Below are 11116 nucleotides of genomic sequence, written 5' to 3'. Positions count from 1 at the left end.
TACCCCCCTGGTCGGACACTCTTTCCCGTCACGACGCTGTTCCGATCTCCGGCCCCGGCGGGCGTTCCCGGCGGGCGTTCCCGGCGGGCGTTCCCGGCGGGCGTTCCCGGCGGGCGTTCCCGGCGGGCGTTCCCGGGCGGGCGTTCCCGGGTCCGGCGGGTCCCCGGCGGGCGTTTCCGGGTCCGGCGGGGCGGCGCGCGGTCATGCTTGACCTTGACACCGTGTGAAGCCGTGCACTGGGAGACGTCATGTTCACCATCGGAGACTTCGCCCGGCACGGCCGCGTATCGGCCCGGATGCTGCGCCACTACGACGCCATCGGGCTGCTGCGCCCCGAGCGCACCGACCCTGTCACCGGCTACCGCCACTACTCCGCGGCCCAGCTCGACCGGCTCAACCGGATCGTCGCCCTCAAGGATCTCGGCTTCACGCTCCAGCAGGTGCGGCGGATTCTGGAGGACCGGCTCGGTCCGGAGGAGCTGCGCGGGATGCTGCTGCTGCGACGGGCGGAGCTGGAGGAGTCGATGACCGCGGCGGCCGCCCGGCTGGCGCAGGTCGAGGCGAGGCTCCGGTCCATCGAGAGCGAGGGACACATGCCCGGCCAGGACGTCATGGTCAAGAGCCTTCCGGCGGTGCGCGTCGCGGAACTGTCCGCGACCGCCGCCAGCTACGACCCCCGGCACATCGGCCCGGTGATCGGGCCGCTGTACGAGCAGCTCTTCGGCCGCCTGTCGGCCGAGGGCGTCACCACGACCGGCCCCGGCATCGCGTACTACGAGGACGCCCCGAGCGGTGACGGGTCGGTCCTGGTGCACGCCGGCTGCCAGGTCGCCCCGGACCAGGAGGCGGGCGAGGGCTTCGCCGTCGCCGACCTCCCGGCCGTGGAGCGCGCGGCCACCATCGTGCACCGCGGGCCGATGGACGGGGTCCTCGCCACCGAGCAGACCCTGGCCCGCTGGGTCGACGCGGGCGGGGACCGCTCGGCGGGGTACGCCCGCGAGGTCTATCTGGAGGTCCCCGACGACCGGGAGCAGTGGGTGACCGAGCTCCAGCAGCCGCTGGTCTGAGGGTCCGTCACGGTCCGGGTCCGGGGGGCGGCCCGGACCTGGGCCATGATGGGGGGATGCGCGCTGCCCGGCTGATCAAGATGGTGCTGCTGCTGCAGGCGAGGCCCGCCATGACGGGCGCCGAGCTGGCCCGTGAGCTGGAGGTGTCCGAGCGGACCGTCACCCGGGACGCGGCCGCCCTGTCCGAGGCCGGCATCCCCGTCTACGCGGACCGGGGCCGGGCGGGCGGGTACCGGCTCGTCGGCGGCTACCGCACCGGTCTGACGGGCCTGGGCCGGGACGAGGCGGAGGCCCTGTTCCTGTCCGGACTGCCGGGCGCGCTGCGGGACATGGGCCTCCAGGACGCGGCGTCCGCCGCCCGCCTCAAGGTGGCGGCCGCCCTGCTGCCCTCCCTGCGCGACGCCCCGGAGTCGGCGGCGCAGCGCTTCCATCTGGACGCGCCCGGCTGGTACCAGGAGCCCCGCACCCCCGAGGCGCTGCCGCCGGTCGCGGAGGCGGTGTGGGCGGACCGCCGGATCCGGGCGGGCTACCGCCGCCGGGACACCGAGGTCGAACGGGAGCTGGAGCCGTACGGGCTCGTGCTGAAGGCCGGAGTCTGGTACCTGTGCGCCCGGGTGGACGGAGTGTTCCGGGTGTACCGGATCGACCGGTTCACCCGGGTCGAGCCCGCGGGGACCGCCTTCGACCGCGACGAGACCTTCGATCTGCCCGCGTTCTGGGCGGAGCGCGCGGCCGGGTTCGCGCGCTCCCTGCTGCGGGCCGAGGTGGTGGTGCGGCTGACGGAGGCGGGCGCGGCCCGGCTGCCGTACGTCACGGACCGGGCGGCGGCGACCGAGGCCCTGGCCGCCGCGCCCCCGCCGGACGCCGAGGGCCGGGTGACGGCCGTGCTCCCGGTCGAGTCCCCGGACGTGGCGTACTCCCAGTTGCTCTCCCTCGGCCCGGAGGCGGAGGTCCTGGAACCGGCCGATCTGCGGGAACGCTTCGCGGCGGCGGCGCGGGCCCTGCACGCCCGCTACGGCTGACCCGCGCCCGCCGCGCCGGGCCGGGCCGGGCCGGTCCTACCGGTGGTCCTCGACGGACGGGGAGCCGCCCGCCCGCTCGGCCAGGAGGTAGCCCCAGACGTCCGGGCGGCTGCCGTCCGCGTCCGTCACTCCGTACTCCCGCGCGAGGCGGCCGCTGTCCAGGGAGAGGCCGTTCCAGCGGGCCCGGTCCGGGTCGGCGGCGAGGGCGGCGACCCCGCGGCCGAGGTAGACGGGCGACTCGGAGAGCGCCCAGTGCCGCTGCTTGTCGATGCCGTCCCGCCAGTTCTCCTCGGTCAGCCCGAAGTGGTCGAGCATCTCCTCGGAGCGCAGGAACCCGGGGGTGACGGCGACGGCGGTCGCGCCCACCCCCTTCAGTTCCTCGCCGAGGGTGAAGGCCATCCGCAGCGGGGCGTTCTTGGCCAGGTCGTAGTAGAAGTTCTCCCGGAGGCCCCGGTTGGTCTCGGCCGTGCCGTCGGTGACCTCGACGACCAGTCCGCCCGGGTTCCGCACCAGCAGGGGCAGGGCGATGCTGCTGGTGATGATGTGGGTGCGCACCCCGAGGTCGATCATCCGCAGTCCGCGGTCGAGGTCGACGTCCCACATCCGGGTGTCGAAGTCGAGCAGCGGGTTCCCGCCCCAGACGTCGTTGACGAGGATGTCGAGCCGGCCGTGGTCGCGGTCGATCCGCTCGACGAGGGACCGGACCTGCCCGGGCTCCAGATGGTCGGTGGGGACGGCGATGCCCTCCCCGCCCGCCGCGGTGACCAGCTCGGCGGTCTCCTCGATGGTCTCGGTGGGCCGGCCCAGTTCGCTGGTGTGCTCACGGGTGGTGCGGCCGGTGGCGTAGACCGTCGCCCCGGCCGCGCCGAGCTGTACGGCGATGGCCCGCCCGGCGCCCCGGGTGGCGCCCGCGACCAGGGCGATCCGCCCGGCGAGCGGGCGGCCGGCGGGGGCGGGGGTGTCGTTCTCGTTCGTCGTCATACCGCGAACGTGCCACGGAAACCGGACATCTTCTGTCGGCATTGCGGGGCGGTGGCGGGGACGACCGCACGGACGGCCGAACGGGCCGTGTCCCGCCGTGGCTCCGCGTGCGCGGCCACCCGCCGGGGCCGATGCTTGTCCCGTGATGGACGAGACGGAGTTCTGGGAGATCGTGGACGCCACCCGCGAGGCCGCCGGCGGCGACCCCGAGGACCACGCCGACCTGCTCGCCGAACGGCTGCTCCAGCTCGACCCGGACTCCGTGCTGGACTTCGCCCGCCACTTCGAGGCGCGCTGCAACCGCGCGTACACCTGGGACCTGCGGGCCGCCGCGGCCGTGCTGCTGGGCGGCGCGGAGGGCGCGGGCGAGGAGGACTTCGACGGCTTCCGCTGCTGGCTCATCGGCCAGGGCCGGGAGGTCTTCGAGGGCGCGGTGCACGACGCCGACTCCCTCGCCGAACTGCTGGACGACTTCGACGAGGACGTGGACGGCGACGGTGAGGAGCTGGGCTACGCGGCCGACGACGCGTACGAGCGACTGACCGGCCTCGACGCACCGGACCTCGGCATTCCGCTCCAGCCGGGCGAGCCCGCGGGCACCCCCCTCGACCTCACCGACGAGGAGGCCCTGGCCCGCCGGGTGCCCGCGCTGTACGAGCGCTTCGGGCCCGGCGGCACGGGCGGCGTCCCGCTGGGCGACGACGGGGCCTGAGCGAGGCACGACGGGGCCCGGCCGGGGGGCTCCCGGGGGCTCAGGCGGTCAGGGAGCGGCCCATCAGCACATCGTCCACGGCGCGCCCGTCGAGGACGAACTCCCCCGGGAGCACGCCCTCCACCCGGAAGCCCTCCTTCTCGTAGAGCGCGCGGGCCGGGGTGTTGTGGCCCAGCACCCGCAGAGTGATCCGGGTGGCGCCCTGCCGCCGTGCCTCCGCGCAGGCGGCCCGCAGCAGCGCCCCGCCGATCCCCTGCCCCCGGGCGCCTGCCGCGACCGCGAAGCCCTGGATCTGGCGCACATGGCGATTGCAGGCGAGCGGGGTGGGGCACACCAGGCGCACATATCCGAGGAGGGACCCGTCCGCGCCCTCGGCGACGAGGTGGTCCTCGGGGCGGTGGGCCGCGTCGAAGAAGGGCGGGTACGGGGGCTCGGGGCGCGGGGTCACCGCGTGCAGCGGGGACCAGACCGCGCGGTCGAGCGCGGCGAGCGGCACATCGTCGGAGGGGCGCGCGCCCCGGACGGTCACCCGGGGCGGCGTGTCCTGTGGAGCCGGGGTCGGGGGCGGGGGTGCCTGGGCGTCCCGGGGCTCGGGGACGGGCGGGGGCGCGGCGGCGCTCGCGGGGCCGGGTCCGGTCGCGGGGCGTCGTATCGCGGGGTCGCTGTCGTGGTGCGGCTCGGGCATGCCACCACTGTTGCACGGGGGACGAGCGGGCAGGATGGCGTCATGGAGAAGTCTCGAATCGCCGTGTCCGGCGCGTCCGGACTGGTGGGCAGCGCCCTCGTCCGCTCCCTGCGCAAGGACGGCCACCAGGTGGTGCGGCTGGTGCGCCGCCCCGCGCGGACCGGGGACGAGGTCACCTGGGACCCGAAGCGGCAGTACGTGGACGTGGCCGGGCTCGGCGGCTGCGACGCGGTGGTCCATCTCGCCGGGGCGGGCGTCGGGGACCACCGCTGGACGCCGGAGTACCGCCGGGAGATCCGCGACAGCCGGGTCCTCGGCACGGCCGCCCTCGCTCAGGCCGTGGCCTCCCTGGACGTGCCGCCCCGGGTGTTCGTCAGCGGCAGCGCGGTCGGCTACTACGGGGACACCGGCGACCGGCCGGTGGACGAGGACGCCCCGCCCGGGGAGGGCTTCCTGCCCGGGGTGTGCGTCGAGTGGGAGGAGGCCGCGGCCCCGGCCCGGGAGGCGGGGGTGCGGACGGCGTACGCGCGCACCGGTCTGGTGGTGGCGCGCGAAGGGGGCGCGTGGGGGCGGATGTTCCCCTTGTTCAAGGCGGGCCTCGGGGGGCGGCTGGGCAGCGGCCGGCAGTACTGGAGCTTCATCGCGCTGCACGACGAGGTGGCGGCCCTGCGGCACATCCTGGACACGGACACCCTGTCCGGGCCGGTGAACCTGACCGCGCCGGAGCCGGTGACGAACCGTGAGGTGACGGCCGCGATGGGGCGGGTGCTGCGGCGGCCCACCGCGTTCGCCGTGCCGACGCCGGTGCTGCGGACGGTCCTCGGCGAGATGGCCTCGGACGTGCTGAGCAGCCAACGGGCCCTGCCGGTGCGCCTGTTGGAGTCCGGTTTCTCGTTCGCGTTCCCCCGGATCGACGACGCGATCCGGGCGGCGCTGCGGTAGCCCGCCACGGGGCGTACGGCGGGCGGCGCGCGGGAGGCCCGGCGGGCGGCGTGCGGGGCGGGCCGTGCGCCCCCGGCGCACCGATGCCCCGCGGTGTGCGCGATCTCGGCACCCGGCCGGGCTGCCTACCCTCGACCCGGACTCGGGTATTCCTCGGGCCCGTCGGGGGCATGAGCCCCCCAGCGGCCGCGCCGACCTCGGGGAGGGCACTGTGCTCAGCACCGCACGTGCAGCGGATCACTCACACCACGCCGACCGTCCGGGGCGCCCGGACCGGGCGGCGGACCAGGGCGGCGGGGGCGGGGCGGAGCCGCCCGCCACCGCGCCGCCCCCGGCGGGCGTCCCGGCCCGGGCCCCGGCTCCGGCCCCCGTTCCCGCCTCCGCCGAACGGAGCGTGGACCACGCGGACGTCGTCGTCGTGGGCGCCGGGCTCGCCGGACTGTCCGCGGCCCACCGGCTGACCGCGGCGGGCGTCACCGTCCGCGTCCTGGAGGCGGCCCCCGTCGTCGGCGGGCGGATGAGCACCGAGCACCTGGACGGCTTCCACCTGGACCGCGGCGGGCAGTTGCTCAGCACCGCGCTACCCGAACTGCGGCGGATACCGGCGCTGCGGGACGCGGAGCTGCGCGCCTTCTCCCCCGGCGTCCTCGTGCACGACGGGGAGCAACTGCACCGGACCGGCGAGGTCGGCAGCTCCCCGCACGCGCTGCGGGCGGGCGGCCGGGGCGCGGCGCACGGACCCCGGGGCGTGGGGGTCGCATTCACCGTCGCGCGCGCCCTGGCGAGCGCCCCCCGGCCGCGCCAGCTCGACCAGGCGCGGTTGAGCGCGTCCCTGGTGCGGCTGGGCGGGTCGCCGGTGCACCGGCTGCACGCGCTGCCCGAACTCCCGGCGGCGGACGCCCTGTACGGGCGCGGCCTGCCCACCCGCACGGTCCGGGGCTTTCTGCGCCCGCTGCTCGCGGCGCTGCTCCACGACCCGGACCTCGCCACATCGAGCCGGGTGGCCGACCTGGTGCTGCGCGGGTACGCGCGCGGCCGGCTGTGCGTACCGGCGGGCGGGGCGGAGGCCCTGCCGCGGCTGCTCGCGGCGACCCTGCCGGAGGGGACGGTGCGGACCGGGGTCCGGGTCACGGACGTGGCGGTGAACCGGGTGACGACCGCCGGGCACGGGGTCGTCTCCTGCCGGGCGGTCCTGGTGGCGACGGACGCGCGTTCGGCGGCGGCGCTGCTGCCGGGGCTGCGGGTGCCCGCGTTCCGCCCGGTGACGGTGGTGCACCACACGGCGCCCGAACCGCCGCTGCGGGACCCCTCGCTGGTGCTGGACGCCACGGGCGGCGGCCCGGTCGGGTACACGGCGGTGATGAGCGAGGTCGACGCCTCCCGGGCCCCGGCGGGCCGGGCGCTGATCTCCTCGACGGTCCTGGGCGCGCCGCCCGAGGACACGGATCGCGCGGTGCGCCGCCATCTGGCGGCCCTGTACGGGACGCCGACCGACGACTGGGAACTGCTGACGGTCCACCACGACCCGGAGGCGGTCGCCGCGATGCCCCCACCACACGACCCGCGCCGCCCGGTCCGGCTGCTGTCCGGCCTCTACGTCTGCGGCGCCCACCGCGACACGGCCACGGTCCAGGGCGCCCTCTTCTCGGGCCGCCGCGCGGCCCGCTGGGTCCTGACGGACTTCGGCATCCGCCCGGGCTACGCGACGCCGTCGGTCCCGGCGGCGGTGGCCTGAGGCGCGCGGGGCGCGCCGGGGGCGGGCGGCTCGGGGCGGGTCGCCGCTCGGCCGGGGGCGGGTGTTCCCGGGCCCGCCCCGACGGGGGTGGTCGGCTCGGGGAGGGGCGCGCCCGGCCGAGTGCCGGTGTTCCCGGGCCCGCCCCGACCGGCACGGGGGCTGGTTGGGGCGGGCCTGCGTCCGGACAGCGCGGGCCGGGGTGGGGCGGGGTGGGGTGGGGCGGGCCGAGGGCAGGTCACCTCGGGGCACGGGCCGTCCCTCGGCCCCGGCCGGGGGCGGGAGACGCCGCCCGGGGCAGAGTCCGGCAGAGACGAGCCCGAGAGCGCGCACGCGGAGCAGGGCCCGGAGGCAGGCCCCGGCCCGCGCCCGGCTGCGGGACGCCGCACCGGCCCGCTTGCCGAGCAGGCAGGGTACTCACGCCCGTTGCCCCTGCGGCTCCCCCGCACGCACGCCGCCCCGACGGGGGTGGTCGGCTCGGGGAGGGGCGCGCCCGGCCGAGTGCGGGTGCGCCCGGTCCGGCGCCGCTCCGACCGGCACGGGGGTCCGGTCGGAGCGATGGCGGTCCCGGGCCGTCCGGCCGGGTGGGCGCGCCGGAAGCGGGCCGCATCGGGCGCGGGCCTCGCCCAGCCCTGGCCGGGTGCAGGCGCACCGAGGGCGGGTCGCCTCGGAAGCCGGGTCACCGCACGGCCGGGGCAGGTGCGGGTGTGCCGGGGTGGGCCACCGCCCCGCCGCGGCGGATCGTCTCAGAGGCGGGCCACGCCCCGCCTGGGTGCGCGTGCCCGGGGTCGTCGTCGCTCCGACCGGCACGGGTCCCGTCGGAGCGATGGCGGTCCCGGGCCATCCGGCCCGGGGGCAGGCGGTGGCGTCCCCGCGAGCGGGGGAGCGCCGCTGCCTCCGTTCCGGGCGCGGCCGAATCCGCGCTGAGCACATGTCCTACCAGGCCCGTCCCACCGGGCACGGTGTGCACGGCAGACCGTGCCGACCCGCCGCACCCGGTGCGGCATGGGTGATGTGGTTCCCAGCGACTACGACCGCGAGACGCGGCTACCGCCGCGCGGGGCCGACCGCCCGAGCGCGGCGGCCGCCGTCCAGGGCGGGTCCGGACCCGCCCGGAAGGACCCGTCTGGCGACCCGGGCCCCTGCGGGGCAGGCCCCGCCGACGCGGGCCCGGACCGTGCAGCGGCACCCGGCCGGGTCACCCCAGCGCCGCGACCCGGTCGCGATACGTGCGGACCGGGCCCGCGTCGCGGTAGGGCTCCAGGCGGCGTTCGAACTCGCGGACGTACTCCGTCGCACGCACCGAGCGCATCTCGGACGCCTGGAGGGCCGCCTCCGCGCCCAGTGCGCACGCCTGCTCCAGTTCGCCGAGCCCGAGCCGGGCCGAGGCGAGCACGACCCGGCTGAAGAGGCGGCTGCGCGCGAAGGCGGGGGCGCGGAGCTGGAGGGCGCGCTCGGCGTGCCGGATCGCCGAGCGGTACTGCTGGAGGTCGCGGTGGCAGTGGCCGATCTCGTCGGCGAGCTGGGCCTCGTCGTACGCGCGGGCCCAGTGCGGCACGTCGTCGCCGGGGCGGGCGGACTCCAGGGCGCGTTCGGCGCGGGCGAGGGCGGCGTTGCAGGCGCGGGCGTCGCCCAGCACCCCGTGCCCGCGCGCCTCGGCCGCGTGCAGCAGCGCCTGCACCAGCGGCGGCGCGGCGGACCCGACGCCCTGCTGGGCGACCCGGGTCAGCTGGACGGCCTCCCGCCCGTGCCCGAGGTAGACGGCCTGACGGCTCATCGTGACGAGGACGTACGAGCCGTACGCCCGGTCGCCCGCGGCCTGGGCGAGCCGCAGGGCCTGCACGTAGTACCGCTGGGCGAGCCCGTGGGCCGCTATGTCGTAGGAGGTCCAGCCGGCCAGCCGGGTCAGATCGGCGGCGGCGGCGAACAGGCGGCGGCCCAGGGTCTCCCCGTACGTCCCGCGGAGCATCGGCTCGGCCTCGTGCTCCAGATAGCGCACCAGGGCCTGGCGGGCGTGGCCGCCGCCGTAGGCGTCGTCGAGGGCGCGGAACAGCTCCCCGACCGAGCGCAGGGCGGCCACGTCGCCGCCGGAGACCTTCTGTCCGGGCCCGCGCTCGGCGCCGCGCTGGCGCGGGACCGCCGCGCGGGTGCCCTGGGCGGGGACCCGGCCGAGGGCGGCGGCCGGGGGTTCGCCGCGGCCGCGGTCCCCGGGGCGGTCCCCGCCGCGCTCCCCCGGGCGCTCCTCGGTGCGGCCGACCCGCTCGTCGGCCCGTCCGATCAGCCAGTCGCGGCTGGGCACGACCAGGCCTGCCGGGGTGAACGCGATCTTCCGCAGCTCCCCGTGGCTGCCGGAGTCCTTGCGCCACAGCCCGCTGACGATGTCCACGGCCTCCTCGGGGGTGGCCGCGAACTCCAGGCCCGCGTAGACCGGGGCGCAGGCGTCCAGCCCCAGGTCCTGGGCGGTGAGCCGGCGGCCGAGGCGGCGGGTGAACACCTCGGCGATCAGCGCCGGGGTCGTGCCGCGCGGCTGCTGCCCGCGCAGCCAGCGGGTCACGGAGGTCTTGTCGTACCGGAGGTCCAGCCCGTGTTCGAGGCCGAGCTGGTCCACCCTGCGGGCGAGCCCCGCATGGGAGAAGCCCGCCTCCGCGATGAGCGCGGCGAGCTGCCGGTTGGGGGTGCGCTGTGGGGCTCGTTCCGTCATCTGCTGTCGGGTCTCCTGCCTTCCGGGCCGGGAGCAGCCCACGGGGGGGGTACCTCCCATGCGCGAACCATGCGAAGCCCTGGGGGGAGGAACGGCGCGAATTTAGCGGCCCGACCAGGTCTTTCCGCCGCCTTCGCCCCACATTCATCCGATCGTGTGAGGATCGGCCTCACCGATGAACGCGGAGCTGACGCGGGACCGGGCGCGGAGCGGAGGCGGCACCGGAACGGGCCCGGCGCGCGTCAGGCGGCCCGGCCAGGGCCCGGACCGGCGGTGAACCGACCGGTAGGCACCTGCCCGGTGGGCACCTCCGCGACCGCCGTACAGTGGCATGGGCCCGGTTGACTGCTGGGCGATCGTGCGAGGGAGGCACCGCCGTGAGTGAGCCCGCCAGTGAGCTGCGGTTCGTCCGACTGGGATTCGGCGCGGACGCCGTCGAGTACCAGCAGGCGTGGCAGAAGCAGCGCGAGGTCCACGCCGCCCGCTTCGCGGACGAGATCCCGGACACCTGTCTGCTGCTGGAGCACCCGCCCGTCTACACCGCCGGCCGGCGCACCGAGGACAGCGAGCGCCCCCTGGACGGCACCCCCGTCGTGGACGTCGACCGCGGCGGCAAGATCACCTGGCACGGCCCCGGCCAGCTCGTCGGCTACCCGATCCTGAAGCTGCCCCGCCCGGTGGACGTGATCGCGCACGTCCGCCGCTTGGAGGACGCGCTGATCCGCACCTGCGCGGAGTTCGGCGTGGAGACCAGCCGGGTGGAGGGCCGCAGCGGGGTGTGGGTCCTCGGCGACCCGGTCGAGGAGCGCCCGTTGCCCGGCGGGCTCTCCCTGGACTTCGACCCCCGGATCCAGGACCCTGAGTTCGACCCGAGGCTGAACGGCCCCGAGTACGCGCCGTCCAACGCGGGCCAGCGCCGGGAGGACCGCAAGCTCGCGGCCATCGGCATCCGGATCGCCAAGGGCGTCTCCATGCACGGCTTCGCCCTGAACGTGAACCCGGACAACACCTGGTTCGACCGGATCGTGCCCTGCGGCATCCGTGACGCGGGCGTCGCCTCCCTGGCGAACGAGCTGGGCCGGGACGTGACCATCGAGGAGGTGCTGCCCGTGCTGGAGCGCCGGTTGCGCGAGGTACTGGAGAGCGCGGAGCCCAAGCCCCGCGAGATCGAGACCGCGCCCGCCTGACGGGGCCCGCCGCCGGACCGGGGGCACGGGCCGCGCCGCACGGGCGGGGCCGGGAATGCGCACCCCGGGCCATGGGTTGGCCAAGCG

General features: G+C 77.1%; 9 protein-coding genes. 6 read left to right on the top strand and 3 right to left on the bottom strand.

Features of this window, described 5'->3' with window-relative positions; genetic code table 11:
• Window positions 1-248 precede the first annotated feature (248 nt).
• Window positions 249-1067 (top strand): MerR family transcriptional regulator, encoded by an 819-nt coding sequence (locus tag ABZ457_RS27730; protein WP_359162748.1) that lies wholly within the window; start codon window positions 249-251, stop codon window positions 1065-1067.
• A 56-nt stretch (window positions 1068-1123) separates the two neighbouring features.
• On the top strand, window positions 1124-2089 hold the full coding sequence (locus ABZ457_RS27725; RefSeq protein WP_359162745.1) for a WYL domain-containing protein: 966 nt from the start codon (window positions 1124-1126) through the stop codon (window positions 2087-2089).
• A gap of 36 nt (window positions 2090-2125) precedes the next feature.
• Here the strand turns inward: ABZ457_RS27725 and ABZ457_RS27720 are convergent, their stop codons facing one another.
• The gene (locus ABZ457_RS27720) at window positions 2126-3070 is read right to left on the bottom strand and encodes an SDR family oxidoreductase (RefSeq protein ID WP_359162742.1); all 945 of its coding nucleotides are present in this window, start codon (window positions 3068-3070) and stop codon (window positions 2126-2128) included.
• Between the two features lie 145 nt (window positions 3071-3215).
• Between ABZ457_RS27720 and ABZ457_RS27715 the strand changes: the two genes are divergently transcribed.
• Complete coding sequence (locus ABZ457_RS27715) at window positions 3216-3782, top strand: DUF4240 domain-containing protein (protein ID WP_359162754.1); 567 nt, start codon at window positions 3216-3218, stop codon at window positions 3780-3782.
• Window positions 3783-3822: 40 nt separating this feature from the next.
• Here ABZ457_RS27715 and ABZ457_RS27710 read toward each other — a convergent pair whose 3' ends face one another.
• Complete coding sequence (locus ABZ457_RS27710) at window positions 3823-4311, bottom strand: GNAT family N-acetyltransferase (RefSeq protein WP_359162751.1); 489 nt, start codon at window positions 4309-4311, stop codon at window positions 3823-3825.
• A 198-nt stretch (window positions 4312-4509) separates the two neighbouring features.
• Between ABZ457_RS27710 and ABZ457_RS27705 the strand changes: the two genes are divergently transcribed.
• Together ABZ457_RS27705 and ABZ457_RS27700 are read left to right on the top strand one after the other, a co-directional pair.
• Window positions 4510-5409, top strand: a complete 900-nt coding sequence (locus tag ABZ457_RS27705; RefSeq protein ID WP_359162739.1) for a TIGR01777 family oxidoreductase — start codon at window positions 4510-4512, stop codon at window positions 5407-5409.
• Window positions 5410-5803: 394 nt separating this feature from the next.
• Window positions 5804-7144, top strand: a complete 1341-nt coding sequence (locus ABZ457_RS27700; protein ID WP_359162736.1) for an NAD(P)/FAD-dependent oxidoreductase — start codon at window positions 5804-5806, stop codon at window positions 7142-7144.
• A gap of 1195 nt (window positions 7145-8339) precedes the next feature.
• Here the strand turns inward: ABZ457_RS27700 and ABZ457_RS27695 are convergent.
• The gene (locus ABZ457_RS27695; RefSeq protein WP_359162733.1) at window positions 8340-9842 is read right to left on the bottom strand and encodes a regulator; all 1503 of its coding nucleotides are present in this window, start codon (window positions 9840-9842) and stop codon (window positions 8340-8342) included.
• Window positions 9843-10219: 377 nt separating this feature from the next.
• On the opposite strand from ABZ457_RS27695, the gene lipB reads away from it, so the two are divergent.
• Complete coding sequence (gene lipB / locus ABZ457_RS27690) at window positions 10220-11029, top strand: lipoyl(octanoyl) transferase LipB (protein WP_359162729.1); 810 nt, start codon at window positions 10220-10222, stop codon at window positions 11027-11029.
• The last annotated feature ends 87 nt before the right edge of the window (window positions 11030-11116 follow it).

The organism is Streptomyces sp. NPDC005805 (assembly GCF_040630445.1).
In the GTDB taxonomy this organism is placed as follows: Bacteria; Actinomycetota; Actinomycetes; order Streptomycetales; family Streptomycetaceae; genus Streptomyces.
Note: the sequence above shows the minus strand (reverse complement) of the source record. Positions and strands in the feature narration are given on the sequence as shown.

Excerpts from the sequence above, each read along its gene's own strand:
- ABZ457_RS27725 (WP_359162745.1), top strand. The coding sequence starts at position 1,124 with ATGCGCGCTGCCCGGCTGATCAAGATGGTGCTGCTGCTGCAGGCGAGG.
- ABZ457_RS27705 (WP_359162739.1), top strand. The coding sequence starts at position 4,510 with ATGGAGAAGTCTCGAATCGCCGTGTCCGGCGCGTCCGGACTGGTGGGC.
- ABZ457_RS27720 (WP_359162742.1), bottom strand. The coding sequence starts at position 3,070 with ATGACGACGAACGAGAACGACACCCCCGCCCCCGCCGGCCGCCCGCTC.
- ABZ457_RS27730 (WP_359162748.1), top strand. The coding sequence starts at position 249 with ATGTTCACCATCGGAGACTTCGCCCGGCACGGCCGCGTATCGGCCCGG.
- ABZ457_RS27695 (WP_359162733.1), bottom strand. The coding sequence starts at position 9,842 with ATGACGGAACGAGCCCCACAGCGCACCCCCAACCGGCAGCTCGCCGCG.
- ABZ457_RS27715 (WP_359162754.1), top strand. The coding sequence starts at position 3,216 with ATGGACGAGACGGAGTTCTGGGAGATCGTGGACGCCACCCGCGAGGCC.